General features: G+C 67.9%; 22 protein-coding genes and 1 tRNA gene. 6 read left to right on the top strand and 17 right to left on the bottom strand.

The window, feature by feature from the left end:
* Positions 1 to 121: 121 nt before the first annotated feature.
* The 10 genes from ACK8OU_RS02395 to ACK8OU_RS02350 form a co-directional block, all read right to left on the bottom strand.
* Positions 122 to 604, bottom strand: a complete 483-nt coding sequence (locus tag ACK8OU_RS02395; protein WP_410301750.1) for a hypothetical protein — start codon at positions 602 to 604, stop codon at positions 122 to 124.
* A gap of 3 nt (positions 605 to 607) precedes the next feature.
* Entirely contained in the window at positions 608 to 979 is a 372-nt protein-coding gene (locus ACK8OU_RS02390; protein ID WP_410301749.1) for a glycine zipper domain-containing protein, read from the bottom strand.
* Positions 980 to 1,130: 151 nt separating this feature from the next.
* On the bottom strand, positions 1,131 to 3,443 hold the full coding sequence (locus ACK8OU_RS02385) for a Tex family protein (RefSeq protein ID WP_410301748.1): 2,313 nt from the start codon (positions 3,441 to 3,443) through the stop codon (positions 1,131 to 1,133).
* A gap of 87 nt (positions 3,444 to 3,530) precedes the next feature.
* Positions 3,531 to 4,253 carry a GNAT family N-acetyltransferase gene (locus tag ACK8OU_RS02380; RefSeq protein ID WP_410301747.1) on the bottom strand — a complete coding sequence of 241 codons (723 nt, stop codon included), beginning with the start codon at positions 4,251 to 4,253 and terminating at the stop codon, positions 3,531 to 3,533.
* Positions 4,250 to 5,374 carry an o-succinylbenzoate synthase gene (gene menC / locus ACK8OU_RS02375; RefSeq protein WP_410301746.1) on the bottom strand — a complete coding sequence of 375 codons (1,125 nt, stop codon included), beginning with the start codon at positions 5,372 to 5,374 and terminating at the stop codon, positions 4,250 to 4,252. Before menC ends, ACK8OU_RS02380 begins: the two co-directional genes overlap by 4 nt.
* A gap of 20 nt (positions 5,375 to 5,394) precedes the next feature.
* Positions 5,395 to 6,180 (bottom strand): ABC transporter ATP-binding protein, encoded by a 786-nt coding sequence (locus ACK8OU_RS02370; protein ID WP_410301745.1) that lies wholly within the window; start codon positions 6,178 to 6,180, stop codon positions 5,395 to 5,397.
* Positions 6,177 to 6,884: an ABC transporter permease gene (locus ACK8OU_RS02365; RefSeq protein WP_410301744.1), complete on the bottom strand. Its 708-nt coding sequence runs from the start codon at positions 6,882 to 6,884 to the stop codon at positions 6,177 to 6,179. The genes ACK8OU_RS02370 and ACK8OU_RS02365 overlap by 4 nt, the downstream gene beginning before the upstream one ends.
* A complete protein-coding gene (locus tag ACK8OU_RS02360) occupies positions 6,881 to 7,594 on the bottom strand; it encodes an ABC transporter permease (protein ID WP_410301743.1) in 714 nt (237 codons plus the stop codon). Before ACK8OU_RS02360 ends, ACK8OU_RS02365 begins: the two co-directional genes overlap by 4 nt.
* Positions 7,595 to 7,669: 75 nt before the next feature.
* Positions 7,670 to 8,440, bottom strand: a complete 771-nt coding sequence (locus ACK8OU_RS02355) for an ABC transporter substrate-binding protein (protein ID WP_410301742.1) — start codon at positions 8,438 to 8,440, stop codon at positions 7,670 to 7,672.
* A gap of 58 nt (positions 8,441 to 8,498) precedes the next feature.
* A complete protein-coding gene (locus ACK8OU_RS02350) occupies positions 8,499 to 9,407 on the bottom strand; it encodes a MurR/RpiR family transcriptional regulator (RefSeq protein WP_410301741.1) in 909 nt (302 codons plus the stop codon).
* Between the two features lie 182 nt (positions 9,408 to 9,589).
* Here ACK8OU_RS02350 and ACK8OU_RS02345 point away from each other — a divergent pair, with 182 nt between their 5' ends.
* Complete coding sequence (locus ACK8OU_RS02345) at positions 9,590 to 10,186, top strand: rhodanese-like domain-containing protein (RefSeq protein ID WP_410301740.1); 597 nt, start codon at positions 9,590 to 9,592, stop codon at positions 10,184 to 10,186.
* Between the two features lie 30 nt (positions 10,187 to 10,216).
* Here ACK8OU_RS02345 and ACK8OU_RS02340 read toward each other — a convergent pair whose 3' ends face one another.
* The 7 genes from ACK8OU_RS02340 to dksA form a co-directional block, all read right to left on the bottom strand.
* Positions 10,217 to 10,906, bottom strand: a complete 690-nt coding sequence (locus tag ACK8OU_RS02340) for an ABC transporter ATP-binding protein (RefSeq protein ID WP_410301739.1) — start codon at positions 10,904 to 10,906, stop codon at positions 10,217 to 10,219.
* A complete protein-coding gene (locus ACK8OU_RS02335; protein ID WP_410301738.1) occupies positions 10,903 to 11,655 on the bottom strand; it encodes an ABC transporter ATP-binding protein in 753 nt (250 codons plus the stop codon). The genes ACK8OU_RS02340 and ACK8OU_RS02335 overlap by 4 nt, the downstream gene beginning before the upstream one ends.
* Before the next feature lie 7 nt (positions 11,656 to 11,662).
* Complete coding sequence (locus ACK8OU_RS02330; protein WP_410301737.1) at positions 11,663 to 12,643, bottom strand: branched-chain amino acid ABC transporter permease; 981 nt, start codon at positions 12,641 to 12,643, stop codon at positions 11,663 to 11,665.
* Entirely contained in the window at positions 12,640 to 13,554 is a 915-nt protein-coding gene (locus tag ACK8OU_RS02325; RefSeq protein WP_410301736.1) for a branched-chain amino acid ABC transporter permease, read from the bottom strand. Before ACK8OU_RS02325 ends, ACK8OU_RS02330 begins: the two co-directional genes overlap by 4 nt.
* Before the next feature lie 75 nt (positions 13,555 to 13,629).
* On the bottom strand, positions 13,630 to 14,784 hold the full coding sequence (locus ACK8OU_RS02320; RefSeq protein ID WP_410301735.1) for an ABC transporter substrate-binding protein: 1,155 nt from the start codon (positions 14,782 to 14,784) through the stop codon (positions 13,630 to 13,632).
* Between the two features lie 98 nt (positions 14,785 to 14,882).
* Positions 14,883 to 16,058: an FAD-dependent monooxygenase gene (locus ACK8OU_RS02315; protein ID WP_410301734.1), complete on the bottom strand. Its 1,176-nt coding sequence runs from the start codon at positions 16,056 to 16,058 to the stop codon at positions 14,883 to 14,885.
* Positions 16,059 to 16,180: 122 nt separating this feature from the next.
* The gene (dksA, locus tag ACK8OU_RS02310) at positions 16,181 to 16,606 is read right to left on the bottom strand and encodes an RNA polymerase-binding protein DksA (RefSeq protein WP_410301733.1); all 426 of its coding nucleotides are present in this window, start codon (positions 16,604 to 16,606) and stop codon (positions 16,181 to 16,183) included.
* A gap of 249 nt (positions 16,607 to 16,855) precedes the next feature.
* On the opposite strand from dksA, the gene ACK8OU_RS02305 reads away from it, so the two are divergent.
* The 5 genes from ACK8OU_RS02305 to rnd all read left to right on the top strand — a co-directional run bounded on the left by ACK8OU_RS02305 (position 16,856) and on the right by rnd (position 22,027).
* Entirely contained in the window at positions 16,856 to 17,698 is an 843-nt protein-coding gene (locus tag ACK8OU_RS02305) for an AAA family ATPase (RefSeq protein ID WP_410301732.1), read from the top strand.
* Between the two features lie 240 nt (positions 17,699 to 17,938).
* The gene (locus ACK8OU_RS02300) at positions 17,939 to 20,014 is read left to right on the top strand and encodes an ASKHA domain-containing protein (protein ID WP_410301731.1); all 2,076 of its coding nucleotides are present in this window, start codon (positions 17,939 to 17,941) and stop codon (positions 20,012 to 20,014) included.
* A gap of 196 nt (positions 20,015 to 20,210) precedes the next feature.
* Positions 20,211 to 20,284: transfer RNA gene (locus tag ACK8OU_RS02295), tRNA-Gly, on the top strand.
* A gap of 103 nt (positions 20,285 to 20,387) precedes the next feature.
* Positions 20,388 to 20,738 carry a RidA family protein gene (locus tag ACK8OU_RS02290; RefSeq protein ID WP_410301730.1) on the top strand — a complete coding sequence of 117 codons (351 nt, stop codon included), beginning with the start codon at positions 20,388 to 20,390 and terminating at the stop codon, positions 20,736 to 20,738.
* Between the two features lie 134 nt (positions 20,739 to 20,872).
* The gene (gene rnd, locus ACK8OU_RS02285) at positions 20,873 to 22,027 is read left to right on the top strand and encodes a ribonuclease D (RefSeq protein WP_410301729.1); all 1,155 of its coding nucleotides are present in this window, start codon (positions 20,873 to 20,875) and stop codon (positions 22,025 to 22,027) included.
* The last annotated feature ends 183 nt before the right edge of the window (positions 22,028 to 22,210 follow it).

Below are 22,210 nucleotides of genomic sequence, written 5' to 3'. Positions count from 1 at the left end.
CCAAAAAGATCAGAGCCACCCGCCCATGTCCAGTGCCCGCGCATGGGCCAGCACTGGGCGGGGCCGCCTTGTGGACCGCTGCGGGGCCGGGCAAATCGCCACAGCCGCGCTGCAGACAGGGTCAGTCCTTGCGCGGGCGGCGCAGGACCAGCGCCAGATCAAGGCCGATCAGAAACGCCCCCAGCAATGCCGGGACCGGCCCCTGATCACGCATGAGGTCGCGCGCAGTCCCGCCCAGGGCCGCATCAAGACCGGCCTGAAATCCCGCCGCGTCCCCTGCTGCGTCCCCTGCTGCGGCGCCAGCGGTGGCGCCTGTCGTCGCGGCCGCTGCGGGGGGAACGGGCGCCCGCGTGGGCCGGTGCCGCGCCAGGGCCAGCAGCACCAGCCCCAGCCCGCCATAGGCCAGCCCCAGGATCAGCGCCACCTGCACCGGCGACATCACCGCGCGCAGCGCGAACCAGACGGCAGCGGTCAGAAAGCCAAGTCCGACCAGAACCATCCCCCCGCCCAGCGCGCCCAGCACCAGACGCCGCCCCAAAGCGGCGGCCCTGGCGGCGACCAGCGCGCGCAGCCCGCCCGCCATGCCGCGGATCACGGCCAGCATCGGTTATTTCCGCGCCAGCAGAAGGCCCGCAAGAAAGCCCAGACCCGCGGCGATGCCCATCGCCGTCGCGGGCTGGCGGCGCACCATGTCATTGCATTCGGCATAGGCGTCGGTGGCGCGCCGGGCCAGATCCTCGGCGCGCTGTTCACCCGCCGCATAGATCCGTGAGGCATTGTCGCGCAGGCTGTCGGCCACGGCCTCGCCCCGGTGGCGGCCCAGATCGGCCAGCGTCCCGGCAATGCGCGCCATATCCTCGCGCAGGCGGTCCAGTTCCTGGCGCAGATCCTCGGCCGAGGGTTCGGTGATCTTGTCCTTCACCTCACGCGCGGCGGCCTTGGCGGTTTCGGACATCGGGGCGTTGGTCTGGGCGCACATCATCATCTCCCTTGTGGTGGTCGATTGCATGGGCGGCGCGGGGCGCATCCCCACGCCGGATACATCCCCATAACGCAGCCGCCGCGCCGGGGGTTCCCGGCGCGGCGGCGATTTGGGCAAAAGCCGGGCGCGCGGCCGGGCCCGGGGGCGGCTATCGCTTGCGCATCGCATCCAGCAGCGCCGCGCCCAGCGCGCCGGGCCCCCCCGCATCGCCCCTGGGCGGGGCGGCCTGCGCCTTGCCCCCGCGCGGGCCCTTGGCGGGCGCACGGGCGGGATCGGGGCGGCCCCCGTCATCGCGCCCGCCACCGTCCTTGCGCATGGTCAGCCCGATACGCTTGCGGGGGATGTCCACCTCGACCACGCGGACCTTGACCACATCGCCCGCCTTCACAACCTCATGCGGGTCCTTGACGAAGCGGTCGGCCAGCTGGCTGACATGGACCAGCCCGTCCTGATGCACGCCGATATCGACAAAGGCGCCGAAGGCCGCGACATTGGTGATCGTGCCTTCCAGCATCATGCCGGGGCGCAGGTCCTTGATATCCTCGATCCCGTCGGCAAAGGTCGCGGTGACAAAGCCGGGACGGGGATCGCGGCCGGGTTTTTCCAGTTCCGCCAGAATGTCGCGCACCGTGGGCAGACCAAAGCTGTCGTCGACGAAATCTTCGGCCCGCAGGCGGCGCAGGATGGCGGTGTCGCCCATCAGCGCGCGGATGTCGCGCCCGCAGGCCTTCACGATGCGCCGCGCCACGCCATAGGCCTCGGGGTGGACGGCCGAGGCATCCAGCGGCTCGGCCCCGTCGCGGATGCGCAGGAAGCCCGCACATTGTTCAAACGCGCGCGGCCCAAGGCGGGCGACCTTCAGCAGGTCCTTGCGGCTGGAAAACGCCCCGTTCGCATCGCGATGCGCCACGATCGCCTCGGCCAGCGACGGCCCAAGGCCCGAGACATGCGCCAGAAGCGGCGCCGATGCGGTGTTCAGGTCGACCCCCACCGCGTTCACCGCATCCTCGACCACCGCCTCCAGCGACTTTCCAAGCCGGTGCTGGTCCACGTCATGCTGATACTGGCCGACACCGATCGATTTCGGCTCGATCTTGACCAGTTCGGCCAGCGGGTCCTGCAGCCGCCGCGCGATGGACACCGCGCCGCGCAGGCTGACGTCCAGATCGGGGAATTCCCGCGCCGCCAGTTCGGATGCCGAATAGACCGAGGCCCCGGCCTCGGACACCACCACCTTGGTCGGTTTCTTCGTGCCGGGCAGCTTTTTCAGCAGGTCCGCCACCAGACGTTCGGTTTCGCGGCTGGCGGTGCCGTTGCCGATGGCGATCAGTTCGACCCCGTGTTTCACGATCAGGCTGGCCAGCGTCGCTTCGGTGCCGCGCAGGTCGTTTTTCGGCTGGAACGGATAGACCGTGGCGGTGTCGATCAGCTTGCCGGTGGCATCGGCCACCGCCACCTTGACCCCGGTGCGGATGCCGGGGTCAAGCCCCATCGTGGCCTTGGCCCCCGCCGGTGCCGCCAGCAGCAGATCGCGCAGGTTGCGGGCAAACACCCGGATCGCCTCATCCTGCGCGCGCGCACGCAGATCGGCCATCAGGTCCAGCATCATCGACAGGCTCAGCTTGACCCGCCAGGTCCAGCCCGCCACCTGCCGCAGCCAGCGATCGCCGGGGCCGCTGGTGCGCACATCCAGCGCGGCGGCGACCATCGCCTCGGCGCGCGCGGCGCCCTCATCGCCATCGGGACCGATATCCAGCGTCAGCACGCCTTCATTGGCCGCCCGCATCATCGCCAGCGCCCGGTGGCTGGGCACATCGGCCCATTTTTCCCGATGTGCGAAATAGTCGGAAAACTTCGCGCCCTTGTCCTCCTGCCCGGCAATGACCTTCGCGGCCAGCCAGCCGTCGCGCTGCAGGAAGGCACGCAGGTCGCCCAGAAGACCCGCGTTTTCCGCCAGCCCCTCGGCGATGATGTCGCGCGCGCCGTTCAGCGCATCCTTCACCCCTGGCACCGCCTCGGACAGATAGCCGGCTGCCAGGCCCTGCGGATCGGCGGCGCGGTCGGCCAGGATCGCCTCGGCCAGCGGCCCAAGGCCGTTTTCGCGCGCGATCGTGGCCTTGGTGCGGCGCCTGGGCTTGTAGGGCAGGTAAATATCCTCAAGCTCGGCCTTGGTGGCGGCGCGCGCGATCGCGCGTTCCAGATCTGGGGTCAGCTTGTCCTGACCCCTGATCGTGTCCAGGATCGTGGCGCGCCGGGCCTCCATCTCGCGCAGATAGGCCAGCCGGTCGGCCAGCGTGCGCAGCTGCGAATCGTCCAGCCCCCCCGTCGCCTCTTTGCGGTAGCGCGCGACGAAGGGCACGGTGGCCCCCCCGTCCAGCAGCGCCGCGGCCGCGGTCACCTGTTCGGGGCGGGCGCCGATGTCCTCGGCGATGGTTCTTGCGATGCGTACTGCGGTATCCACGTCTGGCCGTCCGATCTGCTGCTGGGGTCTGATGCCGGGGAGGCCCTTCTAGCGCCCCTGCCCGCCCGCGCCAAGACGGCGCGGCGCTTATGGCTGGCCTGCCGTCAGCAGATAGCAGGACGCCGCCGGATCGAACCCGGTGACCCGCAGGCCACGCGCAAAGGCATCATGCATCGCCGCGCGCAGGGCCAGCCGCGCATCCAGCGCCGCGGCCGGATCGGCGGCGATCAGCGCGTCCAGATCGGGCGGGATCGGCAGGCGCAGGTCCACCCGGGGCGAAGGCGCAGGCCGACGCGCCGCCCGCGCGGCCACGCCGGGCGCGGCCAGATCCCATTCCGCCAGCACCCGGTCCGAGGGCAGGCCCGCGTTGATCCCTTCCATCGGGCCATAATAATCGACCAGATAGGTGCCCGCCGTCGCCCCCAGCGCGGCGATGTTCAGCCGCGCGTTGATCGCGCGCATCGGATCATAGGTCCAGCGCACCGTGTGAATGCCGCGCGCCAGACACCAGTCGCGCTGATGCCATTTCATCCGCGCCCCAAGCCCCAGCCCGCGCGCATCGCCATGAACGGCCAGCCGGTGCGAATGCTGCACCCCCGCCGTGGCGGTGGGAAAGCCAAAGACGAAACCCAGCAGCCGCCCGCCCCGGAAGGCCCCCGCCACCAGCCCGCCTTCATGCTGGATCGCCAGCAGGATATCGGAATTGTCGGGCAGGTCGGCCGCGCCCCAGACCTGCAGTTGCAGCGCCTCGGCCGCCTTCATCTCGGCCACGCCCTGCAGATCGCGGATCACCACGCCATCGGCGGTCATCGGATCACCTCGGTCCGCCGGGTAACGCTGTCCAGAAAGGGCCGGTCCAGCGTGACACCGATGCCGGGGCCGTGGCCGGGCACGGGCATCAGGCCATCGGTGGCCTCCAGCGGTTGCTGGATGATGTCGCGCTTGAAATAACGGCTGGCCGAGGATGTATCGCCCGGTTTGGTGAAATTGGGCAGGGTGGCCAGATGGATGTTATGCGCCCGCCCCACCCCGCTTTCCAGCATGCCGCCGCACCAGACCGGCGCGCCGAAGGCCTGGGCCACATCATGGATCGCGCGCGCCGCGGCAAAGCCGCCGACCCGGCCCACCTTGATGTTGATGACCCGCGCCGCCCCCGCGACCAGCGCCTTGCGCGCATCCACCGCCGAGCGGATGCTTTCATCCAGACAGATCGCGGTGCGGATCGCGGCCTGCACCCGGGCGTGATCGTGGATGTCGTCAAAGGCCAGCGGCTGTTCGATGTAATCCAGCGCGAATTGATCCATCGCCTGCATCACGGCCAGATCGGCCAGGCCGTAATCGGTATTGGCATCGACCGTCAGCCTGATATCGGGAAATTCCTTGCGCACCGCCGCAAGCACCGCCAGGTCATGGCCCTGCCGGATCTTCAGCTTGGTGCGCCGGTAGCCCGCCGCCTGCGCCTCGGCCACGCGATCAAGCGTGCGCGCGATGGGCGCGATGCCCAGGCTGACGCCGACCTCGACCGCGTCGCGCACCCCGCCCAGCGCCGATGCCAGCGGCAGGCCCAGCGCCTTGGACCACAGGTCCCAGACCGCCATTTCCACCACCGCCTTGGCCATGCGATGGCCGCGCCAGGGATCCAGGATCGCCAGCAGATCGGCGGGGCTGGCAAATCGCTGCCCGACGATGCGGGGCAGGATGATGTCTTGCAGGAAGGCCATCGCGCCGGGGATGGTTTCTTCCAGATAGTCGGGCGCGGGATCCATCACCGCCTCGGCCAGCCCCTCCAGCCCCTCGGCCTTCAGGATCAGCAGCGCAAAGACCTTGTCGGTCATCGTGCCGGTAGAAATCACGAAGGGGGTCAGCAGCGGCAGCGACACGATGCGCAACTCGGCCGCCTCGATGCGGATGCCGGGAAAGGTCTGGGGCATGATGGGTCTTTCGTCTGGGGTCAGCGGATCTTGGCGATGAAGCGGCGGAAGGCGTCGCTTTGGGGATTGGTGAACATCTGCTCGGGCGGGCCCTGTTCGGCCACGCGGCCTTCGTGGAGAAAGACCACCCGGGTCGAAACCTCGCGCGCGAAGGCCATTTCATGGGTGACCACGATCATGGTGCGCCCCTCTTCGGCCAGCGATTGCATGACCTTGAGCACCTCACCCACCAGTTCGGGGTCCAGCGCCGAGGTCGGTTCGTCAAACAGGATCGCGTCGGGTTCCATGGCCAGCGCGCGGGCGATGGCCACGCGCTGCTGCTGGCCGCCCGACAGCTGTGCGGGATACATCTGCATCCGTTCGGCCAGCCCCACCCGCACCAGAAGCGCCTCGGCCTTGTCGCGCGCCTCGGCGCGGGGCAGGCGCCTGACCAGAACCGGACCTTCCATGACGTTTTCCAGAACAGTGCGGTGCGACCACAGGTTGAACTGCTGGAACACCATGCCAAGCCGGGTGCGCAGGCGTTCCACCTGGCGGGGGTCTTGCGGGCGGCCATTGCGCACCACGATTTCCCGACCATGCACCGTGACCGTGCCCGAACTGGGCGTTTCCAGAAAGTTCAGGCAGCGCAGAAAGGTCGATTTTCCCGACCCCGAGGCGCCCAGGATCGAGATCACGTCATGATTGCGCGCCTGCAGCGAAATACCCTTCAGCACCTCGATCTGGCCAAAGGATTTGCGGATGTCGTCGGCCTGCACGATGATTTCGGATGCCGGCGCGGTCGGCGAAGCGATGGATGGGGTCATGGATGGGCTCCTTTCGCGCGGGCCGCCAGATGGCGCGACAGCCGCCGTTCTGCGATGCGCCAGATCACGACGAAGGCCGCCGTGATCGCCAGATAGATCAGCGCCGCCCAAAGATAGACGGAAAAGTCGAAGCTGCGGGAAAACACCTGCCGGGTGCGCCCCATCAGGTCAAAGACCGTCACCACCGAGGCCAGCGCCGAGGCTTTCATCAGCAAGATCACCTCATTGCCCAGCGCCGGCCAGGCGATGCGATAGGCATGGGGAAAGATCACCCGGCGCAGCATCAGCGCCCGGCCCATGCCGATGGCGCGCGCGGCCTCGGTCTCGCCGCGGGCCACGCCCTGAATGCCGCCGCGCAGGATTTCGGTCTGATAGGCGGTGGAATTGACCGCAAAGACCAGAAGCGCGCAATTGAACGGGTCGCGGAAAAAGCCCCACAGACCAAGCGCCGTCAGATCCGCCCGGAACTGTCCCGCGCCATAATAGACCAGAAACAACTGCGCCAGGATCGGCGTGCCACGGATGAATGAGATGTAAAGCCGCAAGGGCGCCTGCGACAGCGGATGCCCATAGGCGCGCCACAGCGCAAGCCAGGGCGACACCGCCGCCGCGATCAGCGCGCCAAGCCCGGTCAGCTGCAGCGTCATCAGCGTACCGTCCCAAAGGCGGGGGCCGTTGTCCAGCAGGATGGCGATCGGGTTCATGCGCCCAGCCCCCGCACACCGCGATTGGCCCGCCGTTCCAGCCGCGCCAGCACAACTTCGGACATCAGGCACAGCGCCCAATAGATCAGGCAGGCGACCAGATAGAAGGTGAAGGGCTGCTTGGTCACCCCCACCGCCACCTTGGTCGCGCGCATCAGATCATCCAGCGCGATGATCGACACCAGCGCGGTATCCTTCAGCAGGTTGATCCACAGATTGCCCAGACCCGGCAGCGCGAAGCGCCAGATCTGCGGCAGCTTGATGCGCCGGAAGATCTGGCCCCGGCGCATGCCCACGGCCAGCCCCGCCTCGATCTGGCCCGGATCAAGGGCGGCAAAGGCGCCGCGGATCACCTCGGCGGCGAAGGCACCAAAGACCATGCCCAGCGCCACAACGCCCGCGGCAAAAGGGCTGAAATCGACCGGGCCCGCGCCCGGCGCCAGCCAGCCCGTCGCCGCGTTCAGCGCCAGCCCCGCCCCGTTGTAGACGACGAACAGCGTCAGGATCTCGGGCAGGCCGCGCATCAGCGTGGTATACCCCACCCCCAGCGCCCGCGGCACAGGGTGGCGCGCCATCGAGGCAAGCGCGATCGCAAAACCGATCGCAAGCCCCACCGGCAGCGTGACCAGCGCCAGCCGCACCGTCATGCCCAGACCGCGCAGGATTTCATCCCCCCAGCCGGCATCGCCATAGGCAAACAGCTCGATCATCGCCTTGTCCTTTACCACCGGGGGCGCCAGGCCGCCCCCGACCTGCGGGGGCGGCGCTGGCAACCGCGGGGGCGGTTACTTCATCGTGTAGACATCGATGGCGAAATACTTGTCATTGATCGCCTTGTAGGTGCCATCGGCGCGGATGTCCTGCAGCGCCTTGTTCAGGCGTTCGCGCAGATCGTCGTCTTCCTGGCGCAGCGCGATGCCCACGCCCTCGCCCACAAAGGCCGGATCGGTGATCGGCTCACCAGCCAGTTCACAGCAGGCACCGTCCCCGGACTTGGTGGTCCAGTCCAGCATCGGCAGCATGTCGCCCACCTGCAGGTCGATACGCCCGCTGACCATGTCCAGGTTCACCTCATCCTGGGTGGGATACAGGCGGATGTCGGCATCGGGATAGGTGGCGGTGATGTAATCGGCCTGGGTCGTGCCCGATTGCGCGCCGATGACCTTGCCGGCCAGCGACTCATTGGTGAATTCGGTGATGCCGGCATCTTTCGGCACCACATGGGTCATTGCGGCCATGTAGTAGGGATCGGTGAAATCGACCTGCTGCTTGCGGTCTTCGGTGATGAACATCGAGGCGATGATGAAATCGTATTTCCTGGCCAGAAGGCCGGGGATGATGCCATCCCAATCCTGCGCCACGACCTCGCATTCGGCGCCGATGCGCTTGCACAGTTCCTGGCCGATCTCGACGTCAAAGCCCGCGATGGTGCCGTCGCTTTCGATATAGTTGAAGGGCGGATAGGCACCCTCGGTGCCCAGGCGCAGGGGTTCGGCCGCCGCAGCCGTGCCGATCAGGCCGGCCAGCAGGGGAAGAAAGGCGATCTTGCGGATCATTCGATTACTCCGTGTTGGGTGGTTTGTTATGGTTGGTGGTCTTTGACAGGGGGCGGGGTCATTTCGCCACCGGCGCGACCGGGTCACCGACATGGCCGATGAAACCGCCATACAGGCGGGCGATGCGGGTCAGGCGGTGTTCGGCGCCCTGCCCCAGTTCCAGAAAGATGTCGTTGATCAGCAGGTTGCCCAGGATCGCCATCATCGCGGTCGAATCCCAGAACTGGGCGAACTGGGTGGGCACGGCAAACAGCTCATCACTGGTTTCGGCGCCCCAGGTGCAGAACTGATCGGTGACCAGCGTGACCTTGATACCCGCCGCGCGCGCCTGCTGCGCCAGCACCCTGGCCAGCCGCGAATAGCGCCGCGCCTCAAAGATCACCAGGCTGCCGCCACCGTCATCCGCGGCCAGCATTTCCGCGAAATTGCCCGCGGCCAGATCCAGCATCTGAACCCCGTCGCGCACATATTGCAGCTGCGCGCAGAAATATTGCGCCATGCCGCGTTCGGTCTGAAAGCCCGCCACGAAGACGCGCGGCGCATGGGCCAGCCGGCGCACCAGCCCCGGCCAATCGGGGCGGCGGCGCATTTCATGCACCTGCACAAGGCCCGCCATTTCCAGTTCCAGCGCCTGGGCATGGGGTCCGGGGTCGGCGGCTTGCCCGGCCACAGGCATGCCCCGGCCCGCACGGGCGCGCAGGTCCGCCAGGCGATCGGCGATCAGCCAGGGCCCCTCGCCGATGTCTTCCTTCAGATGATCCTTGAGGTCGCGGAAATTGGCATAGCCCAGCGCGCGGCAGAACCGGCCCACCGTCGCCTCGCTGACGCCGACCTTGCCGGCCAGGCTGGCGGCGGTTTCAAAGGGCAGATCGGCCAGCGCATGCGCCATGAAGGTCGCCAGCGCCCGTTCCGCGCGCGAGCCGTCCCTGGCGGCTTGGGCAAGACGGCGGCGCAGGGGCTGGGTCAAGGGCGGGCTCCGGGATGACTCGGGGTTTTGCAAGTTAACCTCCATTATTTAAAATTTGTCAATAAACTTGCACGGCGCCGCGCCACAGGTGACACCCGCCCCCCGGGCGCCTATGCTGGTCGGGCCCGGGCGACCCGGCCCGCCGGTTCCACGCGCCGCATCCGATGAAAGGAGACCGCATCATGCGCATCACCTGTCTGCCCGCCATCCTGGCGCTTCTGGCTGGCCCTGCCCTGGCGCAGGATGTCACCGTGGGCATCGGCAAGGACCTGCCCCGCGTGACCATCACCACCGACGAAGGCCCGGTCGAGATTTCCCGCATCCAGGACCCCGGGCATGAAATCAGCGGCGAATGGGCGCGCACCTCGCGGCCTTGCCCGGATTTCTGCATCCAGCCGATGGTCACCGCCGAAGGCGTCACCACGATCGGCGAGCTGGAATTGCTGGCGATGCTGCAGGACCCCGCGGCCGTGGTGGTCGACAGCCGCACCCCCGACTGGTTTCAGGGCGGCACGATCCCCGGCGCGATATCCATCCCCTATACCCAGATGACCGACGAACTGGCCCGGCTGGGCTGCGAGATCGACTTCGACGGCTGGGATTGCACCGACGCCCGGCCCGTCGCGCTGTTCTGCAACGGCATCTGGTGCGGCCAGTCGCCCACCGCGATCCGCGCGATGATCGCCGCCGGTTACCCGGCGGAACGGATCTTCTGGTATCGCGGCGGGATGCAGGTCTGGCGGCTTCTGGGGCTGACGGTGGCGGGCGGGCAAGGCTGACGCCCGGCCACGGTCAGACCAGCCGGGGGATCAGACGCCCAGATACCTATCGGCCAGATGCGGGCCCAGGCCGGCCAGCGGCCCGGTCCAGACGCTGGCGCCGCGTTCCAGGATCACCGCCCGGTCCGCCACGGCGGCAATTTCGCGCAGGGACTTATCGACCAGCAGGATCGACAGCCCCTCGGCCTTGAGCTGGCGCACCGCCTGCCAGATTTCCTGGCGCACGACCGGGGCCAGCCCCTCGGTCGCCTCATCCAGCACCAGCAGGCGCGGGTTGGTCATCAGCGCCCGCCCGATTGCCAGCATCTGCTGTTCCCCCCCCGACAACGTGCCCGCCACCTGCCCCATCCGTTCGGCCAGACGCGGGAACAGCGCACAGACCCGCGCCATATCCCAGGGTCCGGGGCGGGCCGCGACGGTCAGGTTTTCCGCAACGGTAAGCGGCAGGAAACAGCGCCGCCCCTCGGGCACCAGACCGATGCCCAGCCGGGCGGCGCGATGGGCGGGCAGGCCCGTCAGATCCACCCCGCCAAAGCGCAAAGCCCCCCCGGCATGGGGCAACAGCCGGCACAGCGCGCGGATGGTCGTGGTCTTGCCCATGCCGTTGCGCCCCATCAGGGCCAGCACCTCGCCCTCGGCCAGGGTCAGCGAAACATCGAACAGCGCCTGAACCGGGCCGTAAAAGGCGGACAGACGGTCGATTTGCACAAGATCGGTCATGGCGCATCCTCGCCCAGATAGGACCGGCGCACCTCGGGGTCGGCGCGGATTTCGGCCACGGTGCCGGTGGCAATGATACGCCCGTAGACCAGCACCGAAATCCGGTCGGCCAGGGCAAAGACCGCGTCCATGTCATGTTCGACCAAAAGGATCGGCGCCTCGGACCGCAGGTCGGACAGGATCGCGGTCAGCTGGCGCGCGCCTTCCAGGCCCATGCCCGCCATCGGTTCATCCAGCAGAAAGGCGCGCGGGCGCAGCGCCAGCGCCATCGCGATTTCCAGCTTGCGCCGTTCGCCATGCGACAGGTCCGCGGCCAGAACGCCCTCACGCCCCGCCAGACCGGCGTGGCGGATGTGAAACACCGCCGGTTCGACCAGCGCCGGATCGCGCAGCGCGGGGCGGTGGAACTGATAGATCCGCCCGCTGGCCCCGGCCACCGCCAGAACCACGTTCTGCAGAACGCTGAAGCCCGGCACCACCGAGGACACCTGAAAGCTGCGTGCCAGACCCAGCCGCGCGCGGGCGGGCACATCCAGCCCGTCGATCGCCTGCCCCTCAAAGCGGATGGTGCCGGCATCGGGGCGGATTTCGCCCAGGATCTGCTTGATCAGCGTGGATTTGCCCGCGCCATTGGGGCCGATCAGCGCATGAATTTCGCCCGGGCGCAGGGTCAGGCTGACGCCATCGGTCGCCACCAGCGCGCCAAAGCGTTTGCGCAGGTCGCGAAGTTCCAGGATCGGCGCGGACATGACCGGCTCAGACATGGCGCCGCCCGGGCGCGATCAGCCCGATCAGGCCGCCGGGGGCGAACAGAACGATCCCCAGCAGCAAAAGCCCCAGCAGCACCTGCCAGTAATCGCTGACCCCGCCCAGCAGATGTTCCAGCAGGATATAGATCGCCGCCCCTGCCACCGGGCCGCACAGCCGCCCCACCCCACCCAGAATCACGAAGACCATGATCTCGCCCGACATGTGCCATGACAGCATCGCCGGGCTGACAAAGCGGTTCAGATCGGCATAAAGCGCGCCCGCCAGCCCCACGATCATCCCCGACAGCACGAAGGCCGTCAGCCGCAGCCCATAGGGCCGGATGCCCAGCGCCTGCGCCCGCGCGGGGTTCTGGCGCGCGCCTTCCAGCGCCATGCCAAAGCGCGCGCGCAGGATCAGCGCACAGCCCCCCAGCGCCAGCACCAGCAGCGTGGCGCAGATCGCGAAATACTGGATCGGGTCAAAGGTGTTCAGCCCCGGAAAGCTGTTGCGGACATAAAAGCTCAGCCCGTCATCGCCGCCATAGCGCGGCCAGCTGACGGCGAAGTAATAGATCATCTGCGCGAAGGCCAGCGTGACCATGATGAAATAGACCCCCGTGGTGCGCAGCGACAGCGCCCCGATCACCCCCGCCGCCAACCCCGACACCGCCATCGCCACGGGCCAGATCGCGGGCATTTCATTCGTGCCCGCAATGGTGAAGGGCAGCACAGCCACCGGCTGGCCGCTGGCCGCATGGCTGGCCAGGATCGCGCAGACATAGCCGCCGATGCCGAAAAAGGCGGCGTGGCCCAGCGACACCATCCCGCCAAAGCCCAGCGCCAGGTTCAGCCCCACCCCGGCCAGCGCAAAGATGGCGGCCTTGGTGGCCAGCGTCACCACGAACCCCTCGCCCAGCGCCTGCGCCACCAGCGCGGTGCCGATCAGCGCGGCCAGGATCACCAGATTGACCAGGGTTTCGCGGGTCATCCGGCGCGCGCCCCGAACAGGCCCTGCGGGCGCACGATCAGCACCGCCGCCATCAGGATATAGATCAGCATCGAGGCCAGCGCCGAACCGGTCGCATTGGCGCTGGCCGCATCCGTCACCCGCGCCAGCAGCCCCGGCAGCAGCGCCTTGCCCAGCGTGTCGGTCATGCCCACCAGCAGCGCGCCCACCAGCGCACCCTTGATCGAGCCGATGCCCCCGATCACGATCACCACGAAGGCCAGGATCAGCACCGGCTCGCCCATGCCGACCTGCACCGACTGGATCGTGCCCACCAGCGCCCCGGCCAGACCCGCCAGACCCGCGCCCAGCGCAAAGACGATGGTGTAAAGCCGGGCGATATCAACGCCCAGCGCGCCGATCATCTCGCGGTCGGCCTCGCCCGCGCGGATGCGGATGCCCAGCCGCGTGCGCCCGATCAGCCAGAACAGGCCCAGCGCCACCGCCCCGCCCAGGCCGATGATCACCAGCCGGAACAGCGGATAGTGCAGCCCCCCAGGCAGGCTGACCGCGCCCGACAGCGCCGGCGGCAGCGTCAGATACAGCGGAAAGGCCCCGAACAGCCAGCGCGTGCCCTCGGAAAACACCAGGATCAGCGCGAAGGTCGCCAGCACCTGATCCAGATGGTCGCGCGCATAAAGCCGCCGGATCACCGCCAGTTCCACCAGCGCACCGGCCGCGGCCGCGGCGGCCAGGCTGGCGCCCAGCCCCAGCCAGAACGACCCCGTCGCCCCCGCCACCGCCGCGCAGGCGAAAGCGCCGATCATATACAGCGCGCCATGCGCCAGGTTGATCAGCCCCATGACGCCAAAGACCAGCGTCAGCCCCGCCGCCATCAGGAACAGCATCATCCCGTATTGCAGGCCGTTCAGCGCCTGCTCGGCCAGCAACATCACCGCCTCTCCCTTGCCGCGGGCATCCCGCGGGCCGGACCTGCCCGGCCCGGCCCCGGTTGCGTCAAGCCCGTCTTACATCCCGCACTGATCGCCATAGGCATCGGCGCGGTCGGTCATCGCGGTGCCGATGATGCGGTTGGTCAGCATGTCGCCGTCCCGGACCACCTCGCGGACATAGATGTCCTGCACCGGGTGCTGGTTGCGGCCAAAGGCGAACTTGCCCCGGACCGATGCGAAACCGGCGGCGGCAAGGGCGGCACGGAACGCTTCCTTGTCGGCGACATCCGCACGGTCCAGCGCCGACAGCAGCAGGTTTGCCGTATCAAAACCATAGGCCGCGTAGATGGACGGCAGCCGGCCATATTCGGCGCGGAAGCCTTCGACAAAGCCCGCATTGACGGCATTGTCCAGATCGGGCGACCAGTTGGCGGTGTTGATCTTGCCCAGTGCCACATCGCCCACCGCAGGCAGGATATCCTGGCTGAAGCTGAAGGCCGGGCCGATCAGCGGAATGTCCACGCCCGATTCGGCATATTGCTTCATGAAGGCAATGCCCATGCCGCCAGGCAGGAAGAAGAACACCGCATCCGCGCCGCTGGCACGGATCTGGGCGATTTCGGCGGCATAATCGGTCTGGCCCACCTGGGTATAGACCTCGGAAACGACCTCGCCGTCATAGAACCGCTTGAAACCCGCCAGCGAATCCTGCCCCGCGGGATAGTTCGGCGCCATGATGAACACCTTTGCGATGTCCGCATCCGCGGCATAGGCGCCGGCGGCCTCATGCAGATTGTCGTTCTGATAGGAAACCGAGAAATACAGCGGGTTGCAGCCCGCCCCCGCCAGCGCCGAGGGCGCGGCATTGGTGGACAGGTAGAACCGTCCCTGCGCGGTGGCCGCGGGCACCACCGCCATCGCCAGGTTCGACCAGACGATCCCGGTCAGCAGATCAACCTTGTCGGACTGAATCATCTTGTCGGCGATCTGCACCGCCACGTCGGGCTTTTGCTGGTCATCCTCGATGATCAGATCGACCTTGCCGCCCGCCTCGCCGGCCTGTTTCAGCGCCAGCAGAAACCCGTCGCGCGTATCAAGGCCCAGCCCCGCGCCCCCGCCCGAAAGCGTGGTGATCATGCCCACCTTCACCCCCTCGGCCTGGGCCGCCAGCGCGCCGAACCCAAGCGCCATCGCCGCGATGCCGCCCATGAGTGCTGTTTTCAAAGCCATCTCTCGCTCCCTGATGTTTGGCCTGTCATCGCGCAGATTCGCGCCGCTGTCCACGCTGTCGGGCCGATTGCGGCCCTGCCCGCGCAAAACCGCGGGGATCACCCCCCCGCGCCCCCGGTCACGTCATGGCCATAGATCCAGTCGAACCGGCCCAACAGCTTGTCCGGCGCCAGCCCCGAAATCGCGCGCAGCCCCAGATGCGCGACCGACCGGCTGATACCCGACAGGTGATAGTTGCGTGCATTGCGGTTGGCGGCTTCGACGATGGCCGCGCAGCGCGGCGCGCGGGCGGCCTGATAGGCGGCAAAGGCGGCCTCGGGGGTGTCATGGCCGGCCAGCGCCTCGGCCAGGACCCAGGCATCCTCCAGCGCCATGACCGCGCCCTGCGCCAGAAACGGCAGCGTCGGATGCGCCGCATCGCCCAAAATCACCGCCCCCCGCCCGTGCCACTGCGCCGCGACCGGATGGCGGAACAGGCCCCAGAGCCAGCATTCCCCGACCCGATCCAGCCAGCCGCGCACCAGCGGACAGAAATCGGCAAAGGCCGCGCGCAGCGTCAACGCATCATCGCGCAGGTTCCAGCTTTCCTCGACCCAGCGGCGGCGTTCCTCCACCGCGACGATGTTGCGCAGCCCGCCGCCCAGCGGATAGCTGACCACATGGCGCCCCGGCCCCATGAAGACCTGCGCCACCGGGCGGGCGTCGGGCTCGGCCGGGATCAGCGCGCGCCAGGCGACCTGATGGGTGAAAAAGGGCGCAACCCGGCCATTGAGCGCCTCGCGCACCTTCGAATGAAGCCCGTCCGCCCCGATCAGCAGATCCACCTCGGCCTCGCCGTTCTGCGCGGTGACAAGGCGGGGGGGATGATCGCCCAGCTCCACCCGGTCGATGCGCTGCAGCAGGCGGATCTGAACGCCCGCGGCGCGCGCGCCCTCGGCCAGAAGGTCGATCAGACGGGCGCGATGCAGCAGGTGATAATCGTCGCGCGGGCGCAACCGGGCCAGATCCAGCCGCGCGACGCGCGCGCCGGTTTCGCCATCGAACATCTCAACCCCGACCGACCGCGGGCCCGCCGCCGCCAGCGCATCGCCCAGGCCCAGCGCACGCAGAACCCGCGCCCCATTGGGCGAGATCTGCACCCCCGCGCCCACCTCGCGGATCGCCCCGGCCTGTTCCAGAACCGTCACCCCGGCCCCCCGCAGCGCCAGCGCGCGCGCCACCGCCAGCCCCGCAACGCCCGCACCCAGCACCGTGATCCTCTTGCCGATCAGCACATGCCCCCCAATCCGCACCCCCCGAAGGGGCCTTTACAAAGAAAAACCACCGGCACCCTGCGGGCCCGGTGGCATGACGTCCTTGCGCCAGATCAAACCGCGCCGGATCAGGTCGCCGCGGATCAATCGTCGCGGTGAACGCGCTCGCGCCGCTCGTGTCTTTCCTGCGCTTCCAGCGTCATCGTCGCGATCGGGCGCGCATCCAGCCGCTTCAGGCTGATCGGCTCGCCCGTCATCTCGCAATAGCCGTATTCGCCATTCTCGATCCGGCGCAGCGCCGCATCGATCTTGGCCACCAGTTTGCGCTGACGGTCGCGGGTGCGCAGTTCCAGCGCGCGGTCGGTTTCCTCGCTGGCGCGGTCGGCGATGTCGGGCACGTTGCGCGCCGATTCCGCCAGCCCTTCCAGCGTTTCGGCCGATTGTTCCAGCAACTCGTTCTTCCAGGCGATCAGCTTGCGACGGAAATATTCCAGCTGCCGGTCATTCATGAAGGGTTCGTCTTCGGCTGGGCGGTAATCCTCGGGAAGGAAATTCTCGGGTTTCACCATTGAGCCCTCCTTGAAGCCGGTCTGTGCGATGATCCATCCGGTCAACCGCCACGTCTCGGCGGGCTAATACCCGATGTGCCGAGGGATGTCACTACCCCTAAATCTTCGACATGAGAACGCCCGCGCCAACACCGACACCACGGGTTGCGAGCGCGATTGCGCCCCGCTAGTGTCGCGCCGCAACCTGCGGTCCTTTCGCCGCCGCCCCCCGCCGCACCCCCGTGCAGCCCCCATGACGGAGCCCCGCGCATGCGTTTCCAATCGACCGAGACCTATGTCGCCCCCCAGGATCTGACCGTAGCCGTGAATGCCGCGGTGGCCCTTGAACGGCCCCTTCTGGTGAAGGGCGAACCCGGAACCGGCAAGACCGAACTGGCCCGCCAGGTCGCGGCCAGCCTTGGCCTGCCGATGGTGGAATGGAACATCAAGTCCACCACCAGGGCACAACAGGGCCTGTATGAATATGATGCCGTAAGCCGCCTGCGCGACAGTCAGCTGGGCGATGCGCGTGTCAATGAAGTCAGGAACTACATCCGCAAGGGCAAGCTGTGGCAGGCCTTCGAGGCGCCGGGAAAAGTGGTGCTGCTGATCGACGAAATCGACAAGGCCGATATCGAGTTTCCCAACGACCTTCTGCAGGAACTCGACCGGATGGAATTCCACGTCTATGAAACCGGCGAGACGATCCGCGCCCGGCACCGCCCCGTGGTCATCATCACCTCGAACAATGAAAAGGAATTGCCCGACGCCTTCCTGCGCCGGTGCTTTTTCCACTACATCCGCTTCCCCGATGCCGAAACCATGCGCCAGATCGTGGCCGTGCATTTCCCCGCCATCAAAGACGCGTTGCTGAGCACGGCGCTGACCCAGTTCTATGAAATCCGGGAAACGCCGGGCCTGAAGAAAAAGCCCTCGACCTCGGAAGTGCTCGACTGGCTCAAGCTGCTCCTGGCCGAGGATCTGACCCCCGAGGATCTGAAACGCGACGGATCAAGCCTGCTGCCCAGGCTGCACGGCGCGCTGCTGAAGAACGAACAGGACGTGCATCTGTTCGAACGCCTCGCCTTCATGGCCCGGCGCCAGGGGCGCTAGACGCGTCAGGGGGCTCTGCCCCCTCTGGCCTGCGGCCATTCACCCCCGAGGTATTTGTGGCAAGATGAAAGACGCCTGTTCATCTTGCCACAAATACCTCGGGGGGAGTCGCGCAGCGACGGGGGGCAGCGCCCCCCTTGCCCCGGCATGACGCATTCACGCCACATGCGGTCGCGCCCGGACCATGGCCCGGCCCCGCTTCGACCTAGAACCGGCCAAGGGGGCGAAGGGGTGCAAGAGATGAGCGATGACGCGTTGGTGATCTTCACCCCGTCAGGCAAACGGGGACGCGTGGCGATCGGCACATCGGTGCTGCAGGCCGCGCGGCAGCTGGGGGTCGATCTCGATTCGGTTTGCGGCGGCCGCGGCATCTGTTCCAAATGCCAGGTGGCGCCCGCATTTGGCGCATTTCCCAAGCATGGCATCACGGTGGGTGGCGCGGCGCTTTCGCCCCCGAACGCGGTCGAGGATCGCTATGACCGGGTCCGCGGCCTGCCGCCGGGACGGCGGCTTGGCTGTCAGGCGCGGATCATGGCCGATGTGGTGCTGGACGTGCCGCCCGAAAGCCAGGTGCATCGTCAGGTCATCCGAAAATCCGCCACCGAGCGGGTGATGCGGATGGACCCCGCCACCCGGCTCTGTTTTGCCGAGGTTGCCGCCCCCGACATGCACGACCCATCCGGCGACCTTCAAAGGCTTGCCAAGGCGCTGAAAGAGCAATGGCAGATCAGCGGCTTGCACGTCGAACCTGATGTCTTGCGCATATTGCAGGCCAGCTTGCGCAAGGGCGGCTGGCAGGTGACCTGCGCCATCCATCACGATCATATGGGCCCGCCCCGTCTGATCGGGATCTGGCCCGGCTATCACGAAGGCCCGCTTTTCGGTCTGGCGATCGATCTGGGTTCGACCACCATCGCGGGCCATCTGGTCGATCTTGGCGATGGCCGGGTGCTGGCTTCGTCGGGGATGATGAACCCGCAGATCCGCTTTGGCGAGGATCTGATGAGCCGCGTTTCCCATGCGATGATGTCCCCCACAGGCGCGCGGGACATGACGGCCGCGGTGCAGGACGCGCTCGCCGTGCTTGGCCGGATGCTGGCGGACGAGGCCGGCGTGACCGCGGACGCGGTCGTCGAAGCGACCGTCGTCTGCAACCCGGTCATGCATCATCTGCTGCTGGGGATTGACCCGGTGGAACTGGGTCAGGCGCCCTTTGCGCTGGCCAGTTCGGACAGCCTGTCGATCCGCGCCACCGACATTGGCCTGGCCACGATCGCACCCGCGGCGCGCGCCTATGTCCTGCCGCTGATCGCGGGCCATGTCGGCGCCGATGCCGCCGCGGTTGCGTTGTCCGAAGCGCCCGAATCGCAGGACGCCCTGACGCTGATCCTGGATGTGGGCACCAATGCCGAAATCCTGCTGGGCAACCGCAGCCGGGTGCTGGCCTGTTCCTCGCCCACCGGCCCCGCCTTCGAGGGCGCGCAGATTTCCTCGGGCCAGCGCGCCGCCCCGGGCGCGATCGAGCGGCTGGAGATCGACCCCGCCACCAAGGAGCCGCGCTTTCGCGTGATCGGCTGCGATCTGTGGTCCGATGCGCCCGGCTTTGCCAGCGCCGCCCCCGCCATCACCGGCATCTGCGGATCGGGCATCATCGAGGCCGTGGCCGAAATGCGCGCCGCCGGCATCGTCGATGCCAGCGGGCTGATCGGATCGGCCGAACAGGTGGGCAGCCCGCGCTGTCAGCCGACAGGGCGTACCCACGAATATGTGATCCATGATGCCGGAACGGCGGGCGGGCCGCGCATCACCGTCACCCAGGGCGACATCCGCGCGATCCAGCTGGCCAAATCGGCGCTTTACGCGGGCGCGCGGTTGTTGATGGATGAAATGGGCGTCGACCGGGTCGACCGCGTGGTGCTGGCCGGTGCCTTCGGGGCACACATCAGCCCCAAACACGCGATGATCCTGGGAATGATCCCCGATGTGCCGCTTGCCGCCGTCACCTCGGCGGGCAATGCCGCGGGAACGGGCGCGCGCATGGCGCTGTGTTCGGTCAGCGCGCGGCGCGCGATCGAGGCGCAGGTGCGGCGCATCACCAAGATCGAAACCGCGATCGAGCCACGGTTTCAGGACCATTTCGTCGCCGCCAGCGCCCTGCCCCACGCCACCGCTCCCTTCCCGGAACTGGCCCGGCTGGTGACCCTGCCGGATGTGTCCTTCAATACCGGATCGGGCAATACCGGATCGGGCAATACCGGATCGGGCAATCCCGGATCGGGCGGCGAAGGCGGCAGGCGCCGGCGCCGGCGGGGCTGACGCGCGGGCCTTTCGGCTTTGTCGAAATATCCTCGGGGGTGAATGGCCGCAGGCCAGAGGGGGCAGACAGCCCCCTTGCCGCCGCCCCTTGCCCGGCGCGCATTTCGGGCCCCATTTTCCCCGCCCCCATTTTTCCCATCCCGCCGCGCGCGCCCGCTTGACGCCGCCCGCGCCATCGCTTACCTGTCCCCCCGACGCGGGTGTAGCTCAATGGTAGAGCCGCAGCTTCCCAAGCTGAAGACGAGGGTTCGATTCCCTTCACCCGCTCCATCCCCCATGCCTCATTCCCCCTGACATCGCCATCTTTCCCGCTGGCTTGGGCCTGCGGCTTTCGCTATCACCGTCGCACAATGTCAACAGACAGGAGACGGCGATGGCCGATATCAAACGCATCGAATGCGGCGCCCGCATGAGCGAGGCCGTGGTCTGCAACGGCATGATCTGGCTTGCCGGCCAGGTCGGCGCGCCGGGCAAAAGCGTAACCGAACAGACCACCGAAATCCTGGCCTCGATCGACCGGCTGCTGGCCGCGGCGGGGTCGGACAAGACCCGCATCCTGTCGGCGCAGATCTGGCTGGCCGATATCGCCGATTTCGCCGAGATGAACGCGGTCTGGGATGCCTGGGTGCCGCAGGGCCACTGCCCCGCCCGCGCCACCGGCGAGGCAAAGCTGGCCACCCCGGACTATCGCGTGGAAATCATCGTCACCGCCGCGCAGGCCTGACCGACGGGGCGGGCCTGCCCGCCCTGTGCCCCGCAAAGGGCCCCGCAAAGGGCGGTGCGCGCTTTTCATTCGCGCGCCGCTCGCCTAAAGGGATCAAACCGGCGGGATGACCCCGCGACGAAAGAAAGCGCCTGATGCAGACCATCACCACCACCGACGCCCTTGCCGCCTTTTGCGAACAGGCGAAGACCCAAGCCTACGTCACCGTCGACACCGAATTCCTGCGCGAACGGACCTATTGGTCCAGGCTCTGCCTTGTGCAGATGGCGCTGCCGGGCAAGGACGGCGCCGCCGTTCTGGTCGACCCGCTGGCCGATGGCCTGTCGCTGGAACCGCTGTATGACCTGTTCCGCCATGAAGGCACGGTCAAGGTATTCCATGCCGCCCGCCAGGATCTTGAGATCTTCTTTACCGAAGCCGGGGTTTTTCCCAGGCCGCTGTTCGACACCCAGATCGCCGCGATGGTCTGCGGCTTTGGCGAACAGGTCGGCTATGAAACGCTGGTCAAGAAGATCGCGCGCCAGGCGCTGGACAAGACATCGCGGTTCACCGACTGGTCGCGCCGCCCGCTGACCGAAGCGCAGCTGGTCTATGCGCTGGCTGATGTGACGCATCTGCGGGTGATCTATGAATTCCTGTCCAGAGAGCTGCAGAAATCCGGCCGCGAAGCCTGGGTCGAGGAAGAAGAGGCGATCCTGCTGTCGCCCGAAACCTATATCACCCGCCCCGAAGAGGCCTGGCAGCGCGTCAAGACGCGCACCACCTCGGGGCGGTTCCTGGCGATCGTGCGTGAACTGGCGCGCTTCCGCGAAGCCCATGCCCAGGCCCGCAACATCCCGCGTTCGCGCATCTTCAAGGATGATGCGCTGCTGGAACTGGCCTCGACCAGGCCCATCTCGCTGGACGAACTGGGCAAGTCGCGGCTGCTGCTGCGCGAAGCGCGCCGCGGCGACATTGCCGATGGCATCCTGGCCGCGGTGAAGGCTGGCCTGGAAGCCCGCCCCGAAACCTTCCCCAAGGTCGAGGAGGAAGCCGCCCAGCTTCAGGTCAACACCGCCGTGGCCGATCTGCTGCGGGTATTGCTGAAGGCCAAATCCGAAGAGGCGGGCGTGGCCGCCAAGCTGATCGCGACATCGTCTGATCTGGACCGGATCGCGGCGGGCAAACGTGACGTGCCCGCCCTGACCGGCTGGCGCCACGATGTCTTTGGCCGCGATGCGCTGCGTCTGGCGCGGGGGGAAATCGCCCTGACCGCCGCAGGCGGCGCGGTGCGGGTTGTGGTGGCATAGCCCCGGCCTGCGTCCCGGCCTCGGCCTGTCACGACACAAGACCCCCGCGCGCCCCGGGCTGTGCACCGGGGCGGCGGATCGGGGGCGGCGGATCGGGGGCGGCGGATCGGGGACGGCCTGGGCTGGGTCGGCAGATCGGGGTCGGCCTGGGCTGGGTCGGCAGATCGGGGTCGGCGTGGCCGG

Origin of the sequence: Pontitalea aquivivens (assembly GCF_046507575.1) — a bacterium.
Lineage (GTDB): Bacteria > Pseudomonadota > Alphaproteobacteria > Rhodobacterales > Rhodobacteraceae > Pontitalea > Pontitalea aquivivens.
The sequence above is the reverse complement of the archived record's forward strand: the minus strand, read 5'-3'. Positions and strand labels throughout refer to the sequence as shown.